The 17889-nt window shown below is 71.3% G+C and carries 17 protein-coding genes; 3 read left to right on the top strand and 14 right to left on the bottom strand.

Annotation, left to right across the window (positions count from 1 at the left end; all coding sequences use genetic code 11):
• Positions 1 to 67: 67 nt before the first annotated feature.
• Positions 68 to 1027, bottom strand: a complete 960-nt coding sequence (locus ACTXG6_RS45370) for a GlxA family transcriptional regulator (protein ID WP_445185475.1) — start codon at positions 1025 to 1027, stop codon at positions 68 to 70.
• Between the two features lie 104 nt (positions 1028 to 1131).
• Between ACTXG6_RS45370 and ACTXG6_RS45365 the strand changes: the two genes are divergently transcribed.
• A complete protein-coding gene (locus ACTXG6_RS45365) occupies positions 1132 to 1377 on the top strand; it encodes a hypothetical protein (protein WP_445185474.1) in 246 nt (81 codons plus the stop codon).
• Between the two features lie 142 nt (positions 1378 to 1519).
• On the opposite strand, the gene ACTXG6_RS45360 is transcribed toward ACTXG6_RS45365, so the two are convergent.
• Complete coding sequence (locus tag ACTXG6_RS45360) at positions 1520 to 2791, bottom strand: nucleotide sugar dehydrogenase (RefSeq protein WP_445185473.1); 1272 nt, start codon at positions 2789 to 2791, stop codon at positions 1520 to 1522.
• A gap of 31 nt (positions 2792 to 2822) precedes the next feature.
• The gene (locus ACTXG6_RS45355) at positions 2823 to 3905 is read right to left on the bottom strand and encodes a lipid II:glycine glycyltransferase FemX (RefSeq protein ID WP_445185472.1); all 1083 of its coding nucleotides are present in this window, start codon (positions 3903 to 3905) and stop codon (positions 2823 to 2825) included.
• 182 nt (positions 3906 to 4087) lie between these two features.
• Here ACTXG6_RS45355 and ACTXG6_RS45350 point away from each other — a divergent pair, with 182 nt between their 5' ends.
• Positions 4088 to 4414, top strand: a complete 327-nt coding sequence (locus tag ACTXG6_RS45350; RefSeq protein ID WP_445185471.1) for a hypothetical protein — start codon at positions 4088 to 4090, stop codon at positions 4412 to 4414.
• On the top strand, positions 4411 to 5235 hold the full coding sequence (locus ACTXG6_RS45345) for a right-handed parallel beta-helix repeat-containing protein (RefSeq protein WP_445185470.1): 825 nt from the start codon (positions 4411 to 4413) through the stop codon (positions 5233 to 5235). Before ACTXG6_RS45350 ends, ACTXG6_RS45345 begins: the two co-directional genes overlap by 4 nt.
• A gap of 46 nt (positions 5236 to 5281) precedes the next feature.
• On the opposite strand, the gene ACTXG6_RS45340 is transcribed toward ACTXG6_RS45345, so the two are convergent.
• From ACTXG6_RS45340 to ACTXG6_RS45290, 11 genes are all read right to left on the bottom strand, one after another.
• Positions 5282 to 5488: a hypothetical protein gene (locus tag ACTXG6_RS45340; protein WP_445185469.1), complete on the bottom strand. Its 207-nt coding sequence runs from the start codon at positions 5486 to 5488 to the stop codon at positions 5282 to 5284.
• 202 nt (positions 5489 to 5690) lie between these two features.
• A complete protein-coding gene (locus ACTXG6_RS45335) occupies positions 5691 to 6782 on the bottom strand; it encodes a lipid II:glycine glycyltransferase FemX (RefSeq protein ID WP_445185468.1) in 1092 nt (363 codons plus the stop codon).
• Between the two features lie 683 nt (positions 6783 to 7465).
• Positions 7466 to 8476, bottom strand: a complete 1011-nt coding sequence (locus ACTXG6_RS45330) for a glycosyltransferase (RefSeq protein WP_445185467.1) — start codon at positions 8474 to 8476, stop codon at positions 7466 to 7468.
• Positions 8473 to 9054: a sugar transferase gene (locus tag ACTXG6_RS45325; protein WP_445185466.1), complete on the bottom strand. Its 582-nt coding sequence runs from the start codon at positions 9052 to 9054 to the stop codon at positions 8473 to 8475. Before ACTXG6_RS45325 ends, ACTXG6_RS45330 begins: the two co-directional genes overlap by 4 nt.
• A 61-nt stretch (positions 9055 to 9115) precedes the next feature.
• Positions 9116 to 10582, bottom strand: coding sequence for a hypothetical protein (locus ACTXG6_RS45320; protein ID WP_445185465.1), 1467 nt, complete (start codon positions 10580 to 10582; stop codon positions 9116 to 9118).
• Positions 10579 to 12192, bottom strand: coding sequence for a murein biosynthesis integral membrane protein MurJ (gene murJ / locus ACTXG6_RS45315; RefSeq protein WP_445185464.1), 1614 nt, complete (start codon positions 12190 to 12192; stop codon positions 10579 to 10581). The genes ACTXG6_RS45320 and murJ overlap by 4 nt, the downstream gene beginning before the upstream one ends.
• 155 nt (positions 12193 to 12347) lie before the next feature.
• A complete protein-coding gene (locus ACTXG6_RS45310; protein WP_445185463.1) occupies positions 12348 to 13202 on the bottom strand; it encodes a polysaccharide deacetylase family protein in 855 nt (284 codons plus the stop codon).
• A 13-nt stretch (positions 13203 to 13215) separates the two neighbouring features.
• Entirely contained in the window at positions 13216 to 14607 is a 1392-nt protein-coding gene (locus ACTXG6_RS45305; RefSeq protein ID WP_445185462.1) for a YveK family protein, read from the bottom strand.
• Positions 14608 to 14614: 7 nt separating this feature from the next.
• Entirely contained in the window at positions 14615 to 15271 is a 657-nt protein-coding gene (locus ACTXG6_RS45300) for a hypothetical protein (protein WP_445185461.1), read from the bottom strand.
• Between the two features lie 206 nt (positions 15272 to 15477).
• Complete coding sequence (locus ACTXG6_RS45295; protein ID WP_445185460.1) at positions 15478 to 16587, bottom strand: DegT/DnrJ/EryC1/StrS family aminotransferase; 1110 nt, start codon at positions 16585 to 16587, stop codon at positions 15478 to 15480.
• Entirely contained in the window at positions 16584 to 17645 is a 1062-nt protein-coding gene (locus ACTXG6_RS45290; protein ID WP_445185459.1) for a Gfo/Idh/MocA family protein, read from the bottom strand. The genes ACTXG6_RS45295 and ACTXG6_RS45290 overlap by 4 nt, the downstream gene beginning before the upstream one ends.
• Between the last annotated feature and the right edge of the window lie 244 nt (positions 17646 to 17889).

The raw sequence follows: 17889 nt of genomic DNA, 5'->3' as shown, positions 1-17889 counted from the left end.
TGCTGACCTCCGCCGTGCTGACCTCCGCCGTGCTGATCGGCTGGCTCAGGCGTGCTGACCGGCTGACTCAGGCGTCGGTGCTGTCGCAGGCGAAGGTGCGGCGGTAGTCGGTCGGCGTGACCCCGGCGGAGCGGTGGAAGTGGTGCCGCAGCAGGGCCGCGCCGCCGAAGCCGCACCGCTGGGCGATCTCGTCGATGCTGAGCTGGGTCTGCTCGAGCAGCCGGCGGGCGTGCAGCACCCGCTGGGCGGACAGCCAACGGTGTGGGGTGGTGCCGGTCTCGGCGAGGAAGCGGCGGGCGAAGGTGCGCTCGGACAGCGCGGCCCGGCGGGCCAGTTCGGCCACCGGATGCTCGACGGCGATGGTGTCCAGCATCCAGGTGAGCAGGGGTTGCAGGCTCTCCGCGTCCGGCGGGATCGGCATCTCGATGAACTGGCGCTGGCCGCCCTCCCGCTGCGGCGGCACCACCATCCGTCGCGCGATGATCGTGGCGACGACCGCGCCGAGCTCCCGGCGGACCAGATGCAGGCAGGCGTCGATGCCGGCCGCGGTGCCGGCACTGGTGATGATGTTGCCGTCGTCCACGAACAGCACGTCGGGGTCGACCCGGGCCAGTGGGAAGCGCGCGGCGAACTCGGCGGCGTGGTGCCAGTGCATGGTGGCGTCGCGGCCGTCGAGCAGGCCCGCCGCGCCGAGCAGGTAGGCACCGCTGCACACCGAGAGCAGCGTGGCGCCCCGGTCGGCGGCAGCGCGCAACGCGTCGAGCACCTTCACCGGGTACTCGTCCCTGATCTTGGCTGCGGGCACCGCGACGAGGTCGGCGTCCTCCAGCGCGTCCAGGCCGTGCTCCGGGGTGAACCGCACCCCGACATCGGTGCGCAGTGGCTCGCCGGGGTGTTCGCCGCACACCCGGAAGTCGAACGGCGGTACTCCGTCGGCGGTGCGGTCGATGCCGAACACCTCGCACACCACGCCGAACTCGAACGGGGCGACGTCGTCGATGAGGACGACGGAGACGGTCCGCAACATGCCGGCAGCCTACCTGGCAGGATTTTGTCGTACAGGGGCAGGTCTGCCGCTTTTGGCGCGATGTTGACTATCGGATACTTAGTGCCATGACTTCCTCAGTACTCATGGTGATCGTATTCGCGCTGCTGGTCTACGGTGTGGAGCGGAATCATTACCGGCAGCTGCGCCGCCAACCACCGCGCCGGCGCGAGCTGATCGGCAGTACCGACGTCGAGGACCGTGACCTCGCCCGGCTCGAGGCCGAGCTGTGGGCGCTGCCGGAGGCGCCGGTACCGGCCCCCCGCCACCACGCGGCCCCGGACCTCAGCTGGCGCGCGGGGTTGCCCCACGTCGTGCGAGGAGACCGCTGACCAGCCCGTGGTTGGCGCCGGCACAGACCGGCCGCCGCGGCCCGTGGTTCGCGCCGGCACAGACCGGCTGAGGGCGGCACAGACCATGCACGGTCTGTGCCGCCCTCAGCCGGTCTGTGCGGCCGCCAACTCGGTAACCGGGTTAGAGGGTGTCCACTCCGGGGGCGTGGCGCAGGCGGTTGCGGGTGTCGAGCACCTTGGTGGCGTGTTGCTCGAGCAGCGGCCAGTCGACGACCTCGTGGTCGGTGAGCACGATGACCAGGTCGGCGGCGGTGACCTCGGCCTCGGTGCAGTCGACGATCTCGATGCCGGCCGGTACGTGGTCGGCCGGGATCAGCGGGTCGACCGCGCGCAGTGAGGCGCCGAGGTCGGCCAGCCGGTGCGCGACCGCGATCGCCGGGGACTCCCGGGCGTCGCCGGAGTTCGGCTTGTAGGCCAGCCCGATCAGCAGGATGGTGCTGCCGTTGACGGCCTTGCGGTCGGTGTTCAGGTGCGCGGTGGCCCGGGTGACGACGTAGTCGGGCATGTGGTCGTTGACGTCGTTGGCGATCTCCACGAAGCGGAAGTTGCGGCCGAGCGTGCGGCGCACCTGCCAGGACAGGTAGGACGGGTCGATCGGCAGGCAGTGCCCGCCGACGCCGGGCCCGGGGGTGAACTTCATGAAGCCGAACGGCTTGCTGGCCGCCGCGTCGATCACCGACCAGACGTCGATGCCCAGCTCGTGGCAGTACATCGCCAGCTCGTTGACCAGCGCGATGTTGACGTGGCGGAAGGTGTTCTCCAGCAGCTTGGCCAGCTCGGCCTCCCTGGTGCCGCTGACCGGGACCACCTTGTCGACCAGCTGGCCGAAGAACTCCGCGACCGCCTTGAGCGACGCCTCGTCGACCCCGGAGACGATCTTCGGGGTGTTCTTCAGGCCGTACACCGGGTCGCCCGGGTTGATCCGCTCCGGGGAGAAGCCGACCTGGAAGTCGGCGCCGGCGCGCAGCCCGCTGATCGCCTCCAGGCGGGGGACCACGACCTCCTCGGTGGTGCCGGGGTAGGTGGTGGACTCCAGGATCACGCAGCAGCCCTTGCGCACGTACGGCGCGATGCTGTCGGACGCCTTCTCGATGTAGGACAGGTCCGGCGCGCCGTCGCGCAGCGGGGTGGGCACGGAGATGACGGCCACGTCGAAGTCGGCCATGTCGGCCGGGTCGGCGGACGGGGCGAACCGGCCGGTGGCCAGCGCGGCGGCGATCTCGGCGTCGGTGATGTCGTCGATGTAGGTCTTGCCGCTGCGCAGCCGGTCGATCTTGTCCTTGGCCACGTCGAAGCCGACGACGTCGTAGCCGACCTCGACGGCCCGCATCGAGACCGGTAGCCCGACGTAGCCCTGGCCGAGAATGACCACTCGGCGTGCGTCCTGCGTCATGTAGTGCAACCCCTTTGGTTCAGCTCGGGTGTCAGCAGAAGTGCCGGTAGAGCAGTGCGCCGGCCTGGGTGCTGATGTCGTCCGGGACGGTCGGCTCGGTGAACAGCCGGGTCAGCTCACCGAGCATGGTGCCGACCTCGGTCTTCGGCGTCGGGTCCGGGCCGCCACGCAGCGTGACGACGCGGTGCTCCTCGCTGGCCCACTTGCGCTTGTAGGACACCAGGCCCGGCTGGTCCAGGTCGGAGATCCCCCAGTCGACGCTGCGCAGCCCCCGGGACAGCGCCAGCTTCAGCGCGTTCCAGTAGAGCGCGTCGTTCGGCCGCATCGGCAGGTACTCCGACAGCGAGGCGCCGAACTTGTAGTACAGCGTGTCGCCCCAGACCAGGTACATCGCGCCGGCGGCGACCTCGCCGTCCACCTCGGCCAGCAGCGTGATCACTCCGTCAGCACCGGTGAACTGCTGCCAGATCCGCTCGAAGAACTCCACCGGCTGGGCCAGCAGCCGGTACTTGTTCTTGCGCAGCCGCACGTGCAGCCGGTGGAAGGCGTGCACCGCGTCCAGCTCGGTGCTGGCCACCACCGTGACGTTGTTGCGGTCGGCCATCTTGATGTTGCGCCGGGAGGTGGAGCTGATCCGGGCGTGCAGCTCCTCCTCGGTGCACTCCAGCGGGGTGCCGTGCCAGGCGGCCTCGCCCGCCGCCCGCAGCCGGGGGTCCGTCGTCGCCGGGTTGTCCGAGAAGCAGCGCATCGTCAGCGGGGTGCCGGTCGCCAGTGCGTCGTCGGCCAGCCCCGCCCACGCCTCGGGGGCGCTCAGCATCGGGTCGGCGCGGTCGCAGAACGGCAGCGCCGAGATTCGGTCACCGCGCATGTCGGACACGGTCACCCAGGCGAAGCCGCCGACCGGGATGCCGTCCGGCGCCACCGAGATCCTGGCCTCGGGAGTGAAGTCGTAGCTGTCGCAGACGGCCTGGATCCACGGCGGCGAGGTGAAGAGGCCGCCTGCCGGCCCTTCGGCCAGCTGCCGCCACCTCGGGTCTGTGCGGGGATCGACCGGGTGAATCGCGTTGACGGTGCACTCCTCGAAATTGACCGCGACCGGCGGGATCTCCGCCAACCGCTGGACTGGCCTGTCCCGGTCGGCTACTGACCGTGAGCATCTCGCGTCCACGATACCCGGACGCACAGAGTCACCCGCGCGCTCCCACCCTCCCGGGTTGCGGCCCCGCCCCGGCGGGGTCCGAGTCCCGACGCGGTGGCGGCCGCCGTGCATACCCTGGCGGTACGGGGAGTTCGCGGGTGACTGATGAGGCGGGTGGGACACGGTTGAGGAACAGGGCGCGACGCGGCGGCGTGCCGGGACTGGTGGCGGTGCTGGCGGCACTGGCCGGGTGCGGCGAGAGCGGTGGCGGCGGGGCCGGGTCGGACGGCGGTTCCTCGCCGTCCCGGTCCGCCCCGCCGACCGTGCCGGCACCCGACCTGGTGCCGCCGAACGCACTGCCCGCCGGCGGCTGTCCGGTGACCATCGGTGACCCTGCCGCGGCCCAGCAGGCGTTGGACACCGCCCACCCGGGTGCCAGATCTGCCTCACCGGTCCGGGGCTGGCCGCGACCACGCTGCGGGTGACCAGCTCGGGCACCGCGGCCGCGCCGGTACGGGTGCTCTCCGACGGCGCCCAGGTACGCGGTATCGACGTGCGGGCCGGTCAGGTCGAGGTGGCCGGATTCACGGTCCGCGACGGCGACGGGCTGCAGCTGAGGGGCGCCGGGCTGCGGGCGCACCACAACAACGTGCTCAACGCGGTGGGGGCCGGGATCGACTGCGAGTGCTCCGGCTCCGTGATCGAGTCGAACGTGGTGCACGGCACCGACGGCACCGGCATCCGGGTGGAGGGCGACCGGATCACCGTGCGGCGGAACACGGTGAGCGGCTCGGTGCGCCGGGAGGCCAGCGACGCCGACGGGATGCGGTTCTTCGGCACCGCCATCCGGATCACCGAGAACACCGTGCGGGACATCTCCGACGAGGGCTACCCGGACGGCGACGCCCCGCACACGGACTGCTTCCAGACCTACGACTCCGACGCGCCGCCCACCTTCGACGTGGTGCTCTCCGGCAACCGGTGCGAGCGGGTCGGTGCGCAGTGCCTGATCGCCACCGGCAAGTACGGCAACCCGGGCGTCCCCGCCGGGGTGCGCTCGATCACCTTCACCGGCAACTACTGCGCCGTGGGTGGGTCCCAGGCGGTGAACCTGGACGGTTACCCGCACGTGGTGATCCGGGGCAACACGATCACCGGGCCGAACCTGTACCGGGGGATCTACCTGTCCAGTGGGGCCACCGATGCGGCGGTGGACGACAACGTGCTGATCGGGGAGCAGCCGGTCTACGAGGCTGACGAGGAGTCCGAGCCGGTGGCCGCGGTGGGTAACCGCAACCAGCGCTGAGCGGATGCCGGGCGGGGGTCCGGCGGGGTGGGTCGGCGCTCCGGGCTCAGCCGAGCCACTCCACGACCTCGGGGGTCAACCGCTGCGCCGGCACCAGGGCAACCCGGCGGGCCGGCAGGAACTCACTCAGGACCGGGCGCAGCGAGCCGAGCAGACGGTCGACCGGCTCGGTGTGCACCGGCCGCCATGCATCCAGCCGCAACGCGCGGATCGCGGAGAGCGGGCCGGGGGCGATCGTTTTGCGCTCAGACATGCTCGTCCACCTTGCTCGGTCGTTCCGGCGCGGCGGCCCGATCGGCCGTCGTCGTCCGCTGTATCGCTCGCTGCCCCCCGGTCCGTTTCACTTCTTTCGAAGGTTCACGGCACGACGAACGGTCTTAATCATGCCGCGGACGGACCGAGGTGCCGCTGAGCGGCTCCTCAGTGTCGGCCGACGGCGGGTCGAATGATTCTCTCTACCGGAGTCGCCCGGTGCGCAGCACGGCCTTGGCCAGCTCGATCAGCCGCCGACCGGGTGCCCAGTCCCGGGACAGGTCATAGCCGGCGCGCAGCACCGGGTTGGCGATCAGCTCGACCGCCGGCGGGCTCCGGTGCGGCTCGCCACCGAAGCTCGCCTTGAAGCGGTCCACGCCGCGCAGCGAGTCCCGGGACTGCCCGGTGAACAGCGCGTCGGCGGACTCGGCGCTGATGCCGCCCTGGTCGAACCAGCGCAGCCCGGTCCGCTTCGCCCACTGGATGGCGTACCACTGCACGGCGGCCGGCACGTTGCTCCGGCTCACCGCCTCGTCGCGGTCCATCCCGGCGAAGCGCAGCTTGAGGCTGTCCGCGTAGCGGGTGAACAGCGCCGCCGCCACCGGCCGGCCGTCCAGCTCGCCGACGAAGATCACCGCGCTCGGGCCCAGCTCGCGGACCAGGGTGGCCAGGTAGTCGGCGGTGACCGCGGCGAAGCCCTGGTGCTCGCCGGATCGGGCCACGAGACCGGCGAGCAGCGGCACGTCGGCCTCGGTGCCCAGCCGGACCGTGACGCCCCGGGACTCCCAGCGGTTGGTCCAGGTGCGCAGTCGCCTGCTCAGGCCGGCACGCAGCTCACCGATGTCGTGGTGCAGGTACAGGCGCAGGGTCTGGCCGGGCGCGATGTTGGCGTCCGAGGGACGGAACCCCCGTGCCAGCAGCTCCCGGCTGACCGCCTCACCGCCGGCCGGCGGCTGCACGAACAGCATCCGCAGGGTGGTGCGCCCCAGTTCGGTGAGCGCGTCGGAGAGCGCGGCACGCACCGCTGACGGGTCGCTGAGGCCCTCGGCGACGACCGGCCCGTACGGCACATACCCCACGCTGCCCAGCAGTGGCAGCGGCCGCTCCAGGACCTGTGCACCGCCGAGCAGTTCGCCGCCGGGGCCGCCGGCGTGCACGAGGATGTAGCGCGCCCGGAAGCCGACGGTGCCGCGCAGCCGAGCCCATTCGGGCAGCTGAGCCACGTCGCCACCGATGCTTTCGGCCACCAGTCGGCTCCAGTCGGCCAGCGCGGACGCGGTCGGCCGGTCGGTCACGGTGACGGTGAGTGGGAGAGCCAGCGGGAGGAGCGCCGGCGGGGGCGGCAGGAGTGGAAGCGTCGCTGACGAGGACATACTTCGAAGCTAGGCACGCAGTCTGTGCGCGCACTGTGGGTCCGCTGTCCGGATCTTCTTGATCGAACTGGCGGCCCGCCGCACACAGGTTGGTACGCCGCACACAACGGCGGGTCGCCGCACACGGGTTGGAACGTGTGTGCGCTGGCTCCGGCGTGTGTGCGGTGGCCCGATCGGTCGGCGGGGGACTGGTGAGTGCGCGCGCCGCCTGGACGCGACGCGCAGGTGCGTGCGGGAGCGGCGGCGGCGCACGGTTGCGGCGGCGGTGCGGCGCGCCGATGGTCAACTCAACATAATTCTGGTCAAATTCATGATCAAACCAGAACTACGTTGTGTTGACCATGAACTCCGCCCCGGCGGGGCCGGCGGAAGCGAGTGGAACCGCCGGCCGGCAGGCCCGGCTCAACCCACCTGGTCCAGCCAACCGGCCCGGCTCAACCGGCCCGGCTCAACCGGCCCAACCCAGCCGGGCCCAACCCAGCCCGGCCCAACCCAGCCCGGCCCAACCCAGCCCGGCCCAACCCAACCCGGCCCAACCCAACCCGGCCCAACCCACCGGCCCGGCTCAACCCGGCGCGCCCCAACCAACCGGCCGGACACGGCTCCTACGCGGTGGTGCCGGCGCCGGCTCGGGAGGGCACGTCGTCCAGCCGGAACGGTGGCGGGTTGTCGGTGCGCACCACGCTGGTGGTCAGGGTGGCGAGCAGTTCGTCGACGGTCAGCGTGGCGGGGTCGGCGATCGTGGTGGCCAGCCCGCGCCGGCTCAGCTCGGCCGCCAGGTCCTTCTGGTGGTCGTCGCCGGCCTCGCCGTACCGCTCCAGCCGCAGCGCCATCAGCGGCATCCGGCCGCCCTCCAGCACGGCGAGCGCGGAGCCGGTACCGGCGTGCGCGATGACGATGTCGGCCTCGCTCAGGGCGGCGTCCAGCTCGGCCGCCGGCAGGAACGGCCGCGGTGTGATGTCCAGGCCGTCCACCGGTGTGCAGCCGGTCTGCCAGAGCACCTCGACCGGCCGCTCCACCGTCTTGCTCAGCGGGCCGTCCTCGGCGAGCAGTGTGGCCAGCGGCTCGATCAGCCGGCGGAACGGGAACTCGGCCGCGGTGCCGACCGTGACCACCACCCGGACCGTGTCGCCCAGCTCACGGGGCGTCTCGGCGGGCAGGTACACGTCGAAGCTGCTGCCGCCGTAGTGCCAGCCGGCGTCCGCCCAGTGCGGGTACTGGCAGTAGGTGTGCACCCGGGGCACGCGGCGCAGGAGCTTGCCGGTGCTCGACGGGGCGGACACCCGTGCCGCGCTCTCGATGTAGTGGCACTCGACGCCCCGCGCGGCCAGGTACGGCAGGTACGCCAGCGCGATGCCGGAACCGGTGGACACCGCGCGGGTGATCTTCCGCTCGCGCATCAGCTTGTGCGCGTGCGGCATGGTCCTGAGCACCCCGGGCACCGAGTGGAAGCCGATGTAGGGCACGTACTCGACATCGCGGTCGGCCAGCAGCGAGGTGCTCTGCTCGTTCGCGTGGGTCACCCACACCGCGTCGGGGTCGATCGGAATTCTCCGCGACAGCTGGTCCAGCTGCGCGAGGTGGCCGCCGGTGGTCGCGACGAAGAGCGTGGTCATCGAACGCTGTGGTCCTTGAGCATGGAAGGCACGGTACGGACCAGGATGGACAGGTCGCCCACCAGGTTGCGGGTCCGTACGTAGGTCAGGTCGAGGTGCAGCATCTCCAGGGTGCTCACCGTGGAGCGCCCGCTCACCTGCCAGAGGCCGGTGATGCCGGGGCGCACGGAGAACCGGGGCTGGAACTCGGTGGGGAACATCCGCGCCTCCCACTCCAGGCACGGGCGTGGGCCGACCAGGGACATGTCGCCGAACAGCACGTTGATCAGCTGCGGCAGCTCGTCCAGGCTGGTCTTGCGCAGGAACACGCCGATCGGGGTGACCCGGGGGTCGCTGTCGAGCTTGTAGCTGCCGTCGACGGAGGTGTCCTCGCCGCGCAGCTCGGCCGCGATCAGCTCACGCAGCATCTCGTCGCCGACGCCGGTCCGCATGGTGCGGAACTTGTACATCGTGAACGTCTTGCCGCCGAGGCCCACCCGCTGCTGTTGGAACAGCGCCGGACCCACGCTGGTCCAGCGGATCACCAGGCCGATGACGATCAACGGGATTCCCAGCACCAGCAGTGCGGCGAGGGACACTGTCAGATCCACGGCACGGCGCGCAACTGACTCCCACGTCGCCGTTTCAGGCAGTGCGGAGTCAAGTTCGACGTCGGGCATCGATCCCTCCAACAGTGATCGCCAGCAACGTGAAGATCAGGTCTCCGGTGCCGCGGAGCTGTAGATGCGGGTCAATGAGAGTAAGAACGAGCAAGAACAACCAAACGATTTCCAAACTTGAGGCGCACGCTCCGAACGCACCCGGATGGCGGACGGCCGGTCGCACGGTACGTAACACTCTCAGGGAAAGCCACAGAAACGCGGCAAGTAGGGGAACGCCGCCGATCCACAGGAAGTACAGGACCCCTGACTCGAGGTAGATCACTTCCCGCCAGCGTTCGGCGGCTTCCAGCACAGTGTTCGGGGAGACCCCGATGAGCGTCGTCGTCCAGTCGAAGTGCGGCAGGTACATGAACCGCAGGTTGTCGTAGCGGCCCAGCCAGCTCTCCGGTACCGGCGTACCGAACTCGCCGATGCCTTCCAGCCGGCCCAGGAAGGCCGGTGCGCCGATCACCAGGGCGACCAGCGCGAGCGGGGCGAAGCGCTTGGCCTGGCGGCGCAGGTCGGGGAACCGCCAGGCGATCAGGGCGAAGCCGACCAGCGCGGCGATCCAGGTGGAGAACTGGCCGGCGGCGAACACCCCGGTGCCCAGGGTCAGGGCCAGGATCAGCCGCTCCCGGCGCCCGAGCAGGCCGCGCGCGCCGCAGCAGAGCACCAGGATCAGGCAGATGATGACCACGTCGCCGGTGGCGATCGGGGAGCCCAGGGTGGCGCTGCCGCGCTCACCCAGCTCGTCCGGGGTGGCGGCGTTCGACCCGCTGTTCCAGAAGGTGTCCAGCAGTGCGGCCACCGGCGGGAAGCGCAGTGTCTGTAGCACCGCGATGAGCGCCACCAGCGCGCCCGGCCAGACGATGAACCGGATGGTGCGCAGGATCCGCGCGTCGGTGGTGACCGTGTAGCGGACCAGGAAGTAGAGGCCGACCAGCTTGGCCATCGGCAGGATCGAGGCGTACTCCTCGCCGGTCGGGATGTGGCCGCGAAGGGTCAGCGAGGTCAGTGGCCACACCGTGGCCATCAGCAGGAAGACCCCGAGCGGCACGTCGACCGCCGGCATGAACCGGGGCCGGATGTCGTCGCCGCGCACGTAGCGCAGGAACGCCCCGAACACCGCGCCGGCGACCACCAGGGCCAGCAGTGCCTCGTTGGGGCGCACCAGCGGGATCAGCGTGTCCCTGTCGATGCCGGCGATGATCGGCAGCGTGAGCAGGTAGGAGTAGGTGGCGAAGATCGGGTAGAGGGCCGCCGTGGTGAACAGCAGCACGCCGAGGGTGGCGCCGACCAGGCCGTACGCGGCGGTCGAGCCGTAGAGCGCTGCCACCGCGCCGGCCACCGCGCTGAGCAGCACCGAGCTGGTGATGATGAGGCGGCTGATCCTGGACTCGCGGGCGGCGGCCTCGGCGCCCCGGCCGATGGGGCCCGCGTCCCGGGGCGGCAGGGTCTGGGTCATGTCGGCTCCGCCGTCACCTTGAGCCCGATGTAGCGCACGACGAGCAGGAACGCGCCGAGGGAGAGCGCTCCGCAGCCGAGCAGCACGCCGAGCTCGGTCAGCCTGTTCGGGTTCAGCAGGTGCAACAGCCAGCGGCCGGCGATGATCACCGGGAACATCGAGACGGTGGCCAGCGCGATGACCACCAGGTGGACCCGGGTGGTGAACGCCTCGGGCCGCAAGGACTGCCGCATCCGGGCCAGCACGGTGATCGCCGAGGCCAGCTCGCCGGCCAGCACACAGACCACCAGGCCGGCGAGGCGGCTGCCGTCGGCCGGCAGCAGCAGGGTGCTGAACGCCACCACCACGCCCACGCCGAGGCCGACGAAGCTGGCGATCCGGGGGCCCTTGTCGTCCAGCTGGGAGTACAGCGCCTGGCGGCCGAAGTCGTGGATGCCGCCGGCCATCTGGGCGAACGCGGCGACGGCAAGGCAGGCGGCCAGCTCGCTGATCAGGTTGGCCTCGCGCAGCTCGCCGTTGGCCAGCAGGTCCGCCGTGGGGGAGGCGAACGCGGCCAGCAGACACAGCGAGGGCAGGCTGGCGATCACCGCGTAGAACAGGCCCTGGCGCCAGGCCACCGCGAACCGGTGCGGGTCCTTGGCGGCGGCTGCCGTGGCGAGGCGGGGCAGCGCGGCCATCGACACCGCGCGGGCGCCGAGGAACGACAGCGCCCAGAACACCTGGTAGGACAGCTGCACCACGAGCACGCCGCCGGGCACCGTGCTGGACACGGCGGTGAGCACGTAGTTGGTGACCGAGGGGCAGCCGGCGACCGGGATCGAGCGGTACACCCGGCGGACGGCGTCGCGGGACTCCGGGTCGTCCTTCCAGCCCCGGCACGGCAGCACGAACAGCCCGCACTTGTAGGTGCCGTACATCTGCAGCGCGGCGTGTACCACCACGGCGAGCGTGGTGCCGACCCCGAGCATGATCATCATGCCGTACGGGGCGGTGTCCACCTCGAGGCCGGGGCCGTAGGCCCAGATCACGGCCAGCACCGTGATGATCGTGGCGACGTTCTCGATCGCGGGCGCGGCGGCCGGCAGCGCGAACCTGCCCTGAGACTGCTGCGCGGCGACCCCGAGCGCACACACCCCGTAGAACACCACCTGGGGCGCCACGAACAGGATCAGGATGATCGTCATCACCCAGGCGCGGTGCCGCAGCGGCTCCGGGACACCGGCGGTGAACGACCAGGCCACCACGGGGGAGAGCAGCATGAGCAGCAGCGCGCCGGTCGCGCCGACCCCGAGGATCCGGCCGCCGATGCGGGCCAGCTTGGCCTTGGCCAGCTCGGTGCCGCCGGAGTCCAGCGAACGCACGATGGTCGGGATGAGCACCATGGCCAGGATCGGGCCGGCGATGGTGGAGTGGATCGTGTTCGGCAGTACGTAGCCGGCCTGGAAGATGTTGGCGAAGTACGTCGGCCCCATCAGCGCACCGATCACCAGCACGCGGACCAGCCCGGCTATGCGGCTGACCAGCGTCCAGACGACGACGGTGACGGAGTTGCGCGCGGTTGCCTCGCGGTTGGAGTTCTCCACCGGCGCGGCCGCTGCGGGGTCGACCATGGGATCAGCCGCCGATCCGGCGCGGCTCGGTGCTCGGGGTGGGCTGGGGTCCTACCTTCACGCTGTGTTGCCCCTCACGTGGACGCGGCCATCAGATCTGCGGAAAACCTCGGTGTCCCCAGGCGCCGGTCGGCTGACGCCAAACGGCGGCGAGCCTACCTGCTCTCGGGAATGGCCCGCTCACCCGGATTGGGCTCCTTGTCTCCCTTGACCAGCTGGATCAGGGTGCGTACCTGGTGCCGCAGCCACGGCGTCCGCCCGCCGACCCGGGAGGCGAACCGGTAGACCAGCGAGAGCTTGAACCGGAACAGGGCGAGCGAGTCGGTGCCCTTGACATAGATCCGGTCGACGGCGAACCGGCCGTGCTCGCGGGCCACCGCGAAGCTGACCGTGTAGCCGGCGTCCTCCAGGGCCCGGCGGGCGTCCCGGTCGTGGGTGCCGAACGGGTAGGCGAAGGAGCGGGGGGTGCCGCCCATCATCGCGGCCACCTCGTCCCGCGCGTGCACCACGTTGCGGTGCAGCTCGGCGCTGTCCATGCCGAACATCCGGGTGTGGTCGTAGCCGTGGACCCCCACCTCCATCCCGGTGCCGGCCAGGGTGGCGATCTCGGACTTGCCGGACAGCTGCTCGTCGGCGTAGACCGGGTTCCACTTGATCGGCCCGCCGAGCACGCCGGGCGGGACGAACAGCACGGAGGGGATGCCGGCCTCGGCCAGGATGGGCGCCGCGATGCTCAGCACCGACTCGTGGCCGTCGTCGATGGTGATCAGGTACGACTTCCGGGGGGCCGGCGCGCCGTCCAGGGTGGCGGTGAACTCGTCCAGCGTCAGTGCCCGCCAGCCGCGCTGACGCAGCAGGTCGAGCTGCGCCCGGAAGGACTCCACGCTGACGAACAGGTGCTCCGGGTCGCCGGCGGGCGGCACCTCGCCGAAGTTGTGGTACATCAGCACCCGGGGCATCCGCCAGGACATCCGGGGCGCGTCGACGCTACTGCCAGCTCTGGTCGTCATGTTCAGTTCAGTTTCAGTTCCGGGTCCAGCGGCGGCTCAGCGTCACCGCGGTCATCAGGGCAATGATCAGTCCACAGATCCCGCCGGTGATCGCGGCCAGCGACTTGTTCGGCGACACCGGGTCGGTCACCGCGTACGCCGGCACCAACACCGAGGACTGGTTCTGGGTCAGGTTCATCTGGTCGAGCTGGGCCTGCAGGGTCGCCGCCCGGGTGGCCAGCGCGGTGGTCTCCGCCGCCGTGCCGGGGCTGGCCTGCTGCTTCTTGACCGCGTCCAGCTGGGACTGCAGGTACCCCTGCGGGCCGCTGCTGTTGGCCACCGTGAGGTACTGCTTGGCGATCGCGTTGGCCAGGGTCACGGCGGTGTCCGGGCTCGAGTTCTTGACCTGCAGCTGGATGATGTCGCTGGCGTTCAGGATGCTCGCGCTGACCTGCCCGGTCAGCGAGTCCACCGCGATGCCGTTCGCGTCCGCGACCGGGCCCAGCACGTTCCGGCTGGTCAGCAGCACGGTCTGGGTGGTCAGGTTGCGGTCGGTCTTGAGGAAGTCACCGGTGTTCTCGCCGGCGATGTTGTACTGGATCGTGGTCCGGGCGGCGTACTGCGTGGGCAGCAACAGGGATGCCGCGTAACCGAGCACCGCGCCGACCACCAGCAGCGCCACGGTGAGGAACACCAGCTGGCTGCGCTGGCCGCCGGTGAGCTTGCGGCGGGGCGGGGGCTGCGGGGCGAACCGGGGCGCCCCGCCCATCGGCGGGCCCGGCAGCCGCATGCCCGGCGGCGGGCCGGGCAGCGGTGGACGGCTCCTCGGCGGGCCGCTCGGCAGCGCACCCGCGCCCGGGGGTCGGGAACCGCTAGCGACCGGTCCGTGGCCCGCCGGACCAGAGGTGGCGGCACCCGGGTTGCCGGTGCCCGAGCCGGGTGTGGCCGACTTGCCGGCGCCCGGGTTGCCAGCGGCCGGCTTGTTCCCCGGACCCTGCCCGGCGCCGCCGCTCGAACCGGGGCCGGCCGAGCCGGCGCCGCTGTTGCCCGAGCCCTGGCGGCCCTGGCTGGACGAGCCCTGGTTGCCGTCGTTGGACGGGCCCTGGCCGCCGCGCCCCTGGGAGCCGGCGGCCGCCGTGCCCCGGCCGCCGGAATCCGGGTTGCCCGAGCTCGAACCGCCGTTGCCGCCGCGGCTGGTGGGCCCACCCGAGCCGGGCTTGCCCGACGAGCCACCGGAGGAACCACCGACGGGCGTCGAGCTGATCGGCCACGGCCCCTGCCCACCGCTCTGCCCGGCGGAGCGGCCGCGGTCGGGCTGGCGGCCGCCGACCGGTGAGTCCGGGGTCGCCGGATCGGTGCCCGGCGTGTTCCGGGAACCGGTGGCACCGTTCCCGGTGTTTCGCGCAGCGTCTGAGGCGCGTGTCATCTGAACATCAACTCCGCGTCCAACGTCGGGACAGTGCGATCACGACCAGCCCCGCCACCACGATCCCGCACAGCGCGCCGGCGGCGGCCGCGAGCGACGGTCTCGGATAGGCGGGTGTGGCGACCGAGTATGCCGGCACCACGACCGATGCGCGGTTGCCGGTGATGTTCTCGGTGTCCAGTTGGCCCTGCAGGGTGGCGACCCGGGCCTGCAGCGTGGCCTGGTTCGCCGCGGTGGCGGAGGACAGCTGACGACGGGCGTCGTCGAGCTGGGTCTGGATGTAGTTCGCCGGGCTGTTCGCCTTGACCACGGTCAGGTACTGGTTGGCGATCGCGGTGGCCAGCTTGACGCCGCTCGCGCGGTCCGGGTAGACGACGTCGACCTGGATGACCTCGCTGTTCACCGAGTTGGCGTTGAGCAGGGTCGCGGTGACCCGCCCGGCAAGGTCGTCGGCCGAGATGTTGTTGGCGTCGGCCACCGGTCCGAGCACGGCGCGGCTGGTCAGCAGCACGGTCTGGGTGGTCAGGTTGCGGTCGGTGCGGAGGAAGTCACTGGCGTTCTCGACCGAGACGTTGTACTCGATCGCGGTACGCGCCGCGTACTGCGTCGGCAGCAGCAGCGTCACCGCAAGGCCGGCGGCGGCGCCGAGCACGATGATCACCAACGCGTACAGGCCCAGACGCGACCCCTGCGCGGACGTCAGCCGTCGCCGAGGTGGCGGCGGTGGCGCGAAGCGCGGGCCCGGCGGCCGGAACGGCCCCCCAGCCGGCCCGCCGGATGGCGGGCCGGGCAGGGGCTGCCGGCTGCTGGGAGCGGAGGTCGAGGGCGAGTTCGAGCCCCCTCCACTCCGCGTCGCGTCGGGCGGACGCGTCATGCCGTGACACTCCTGAGTACTTCGCAGACCCTGCTGACCTGCCGCTCAGTCAGGGTGGGGGACATCGGGAGGGACAGGATCCGGTCGGCGGCCGCCTCGGCCACCGGCAGGCTCTCCTTGAACTCGCTGTAGGCGGAGTCCAGGTGGCACGGGGTCTTGTAGTGCAGACCCCAGCCGATACCGGCCTCGTCCAGCGCCGTGCAGACCTTGTCCCGCTCGTCCACCTCGACGACGGCCACGTGGTAGACGGCCTCCGCCTTCGGGTGGCGGGTCACCGGGCGGACCGTCGGGGGCAGCTCGTTGACGTACTGCTCCCAGGCACGCACCCGGCCGGCGTTGCCCTGGTCCAGCCCGGGCAGCTTCAGCGAGAGCGCGGCGGCCTGGACCGAGTCCAGCCGGCTGTTGCGGCCGCGCAGGTCGTGGTGGAACCGGCTGTCGGCGGACCGGCCGTGGTCGGCCAGCCGACGGATCTTGGCGGCCAGCTCGGCGTCCTGGGTGACCACGGCACCGCCGTCGCCCAGCGCGCCGAGGTTCTTGCCGGGGTAGAAGCTGAACCCGGCGGCCACCCCCACGCTGCCGGCCCGCTGCCCGGCGAACCGGGCACCATGCGCCTGCGCGGCGTCCTCGATGAAGGCCAGCGAGTGCTTGCGGGTGACCTCGAGGAGCCGGTCGGTGTCGACCATCTGGCCGAACAGGTGGACGCCGATGATCGCGGCGGTGTTCTTGTTCACCGCCGCGTCGGCCGCGTCCGGGTCGAGCAGCAGGGTGTCCGGCAACACGTCCACGAACCGCGGCCGGGCGCCGACGTAGAGGACGGCCTCGGCGGTGGCGATGAACGTGTTGGCCGGGACGATGACCTCGTCACCGGGGCCGATGCCCAGCCCGGCCAGGATCAGCTCCAGTGCGTCGGTGCCGTTGCCGACCCCGACGGCCGCGCGGGCCTGGCAGTACTCGGCGTACTCGGCCTCGAACCGGCCGACCTCGGGGCCGTTGATGAACCGGCCGTGCCCGAGCACCTCGGAGTAGGCGCGCTCGAACTCGGCGCGCAGCGCACCGTTGACCCCGGCCAGGTCGAGGAACGGAACGGGCTCGTGCTGATCGCTCACGACCGCACCCGCCCGTTGCCGGTGGCGGCCAGGTCACGCGCGCCGGCGACCGCGGCGGGCCCGCCGGTGGCGCTCGCCACATCGGTGGCCGCCAGCACCCGGACGATGTCCAGGCCGCGCTCGCCCGGCGTGCGGGGCTGCTGGCCGGTGCGGACGCACTCGATGAAGTGGCTGTCCTGGACCAGCAGCGGCTCCTGGAACGGCACGTACGGCGAGACGATGTCGCCGGTCCGGTAGCTGACCGGGAAGCCGTGCGAGGCGGCCTCGTCGACCTGCTTGGGGTCGACGCCCGCGTCGTGGATGCGGATCCGGTCGGTGTCGGACATGTCGTTGTAGACGGCCATCTTCTTCTCGCCGACCACGGTGACCCGGCGGATCTTCTCCGGGTGCAGCCAGGACAGCTGCACGAACGCGGTAGCGCCGGAACGCTCGAAGTCGAGCTTCACGTAGGCCACGTCGGCGTGTTCGGTGCTGATGTTGTGCTGTGCCCAGACCGCGGCGGTGCTCGGCACCTCGTCCAGCAGGTAGGACACGATCGAGATGTCGTGCGGGGCCAGGTCCCAGATGACGTTGCAGTCGTTCTGGTAGCGACCCAGGCTCAGCCGGGCGGCGTCGATGTAGAGCACCTTGCCCAGCTCGCCGGAGGCGATGATGTCCTTGAGCTTCCAGACCGCGGCGTTGTACTCGAACGTGTGGCCGACCATCAGCCGCACGTCGGACGCCTGCGCGGCGGCGACCAGCGCCTCTGCCTCGGCGACCGAGTTGGCCAGCGGCTTCTCCACCAGGGTGTGGAGGCCGGCGTTGAGGGCCTGCATGGCGACCGGGGCGTGCGCACCCGGCGGGGTCGCCACGACGACGGCGTCCTGCGACTCGAGCTCGTCGGTCAGGTCGGTGGCGATGCGCACAGAGGGGAAGCTGGACATCGCCTCGCGCAGCCGCTGCTCGTCCTGGTCGATCACGGTGACGTCGACGTCAGGCAGGCTGTTGAGCACGCGAACGTGCTTCGAACCCCAGTACCCGTATCCGACCACCCCGACGCGCGTGGGTGTGCGACCCATCAATTGACCTCCGTTGCTTTAGACCCTGTTCGGGCGTTCGGCTGACCCCAGACCGAGTGTGCGCAGCCACCCGACGCCCCCTGAAGCGTCGGCGTGTGCTCACCGGCTGTTACTTGCTCCATCCTCAGCAGGTTCAGATGGAGCGTCAAAGGCATAGCTGCCAGCCTCGGCTGAAACCGACGTGCGCCGTGGTGCTGGCGCCCCGGGCTCGTCGTGTCTAACGGCCTCAACATCGGATCGTTGC

The sequence above is a fragment of the Pseudonocardia sp. Cha107L01 genome, assembly GCF_052566575.1.
This window is presented reverse-complemented; position numbering and strand designations above follow the sequence as displayed.

Bases quoted from the DNA above. Each gene is read 5' to 3' on its own strand.
- ACTXG6_RS45370 (WP_445185475.1), bottom strand. From the start codon at position 1,027: ATGTTGCGGACCGTCTCCGTCGTCCTCATCGACGACGTCGCCCCGTTC.
- ACTXG6_RS45360 (WP_445185473.1), bottom strand. From the start codon at position 2,791: ATGACGCAGGACGCACGCCGAGTGGTCATTCTCGGCCAGGGCTACGTC.
- ACTXG6_RS45365 (WP_445185474.1), top strand. From the start codon at position 1,132: ATGGTGATCGTATTCGCGCTGCTGGTCTACGGTGTGGAGCGGAATCAT.
- ACTXG6_RS45310 (WP_445185463.1), bottom strand. From the start codon at position 13,202: ATGACGACCAGAGCTGGCAGTAGCGTCGACGCGCCCCGGATGTCCTGG.
- ACTXG6_RS45340 (WP_445185469.1), bottom strand. From the start codon at position 5,488: ATGTCTGAGCGCAAAACGATCGCCCCCGGCCCGCTCTCCGCGATCCGC.
- ACTXG6_RS45305 (WP_445185462.1), bottom strand. From the start codon at position 14,607: ATGACACGCGCCTCAGACGCTGCGCGAAACACCGGGAACGGTGCCACC.
- ACTXG6_RS45320 (WP_445185465.1), bottom strand. From the start codon at position 10,582: ATGACCCAGACCCTGCCGCCCCGGGACGCGGGCCCCATCGGCCGGGGC.
- ACTXG6_RS45330 (WP_445185467.1), bottom strand. From the start codon at position 8,476: ATGACCACGCTCTTCGTCGCGACCACCGGCGGCCACCTCGCGCAGCTG.
- ACTXG6_RS45290 (WP_445185459.1), bottom strand. From the start codon at position 17,645: ATGGGTCGCACACCCACGCGCGTCGGGGTGGTCGGATACGGGTACTGG.
- murJ (WP_445185464.1), bottom strand. From the start codon at position 12,192: ATGGTCGACCCCGCAGCGGCCGCGCCGGTGGAGAACTCCAACCGCGAG.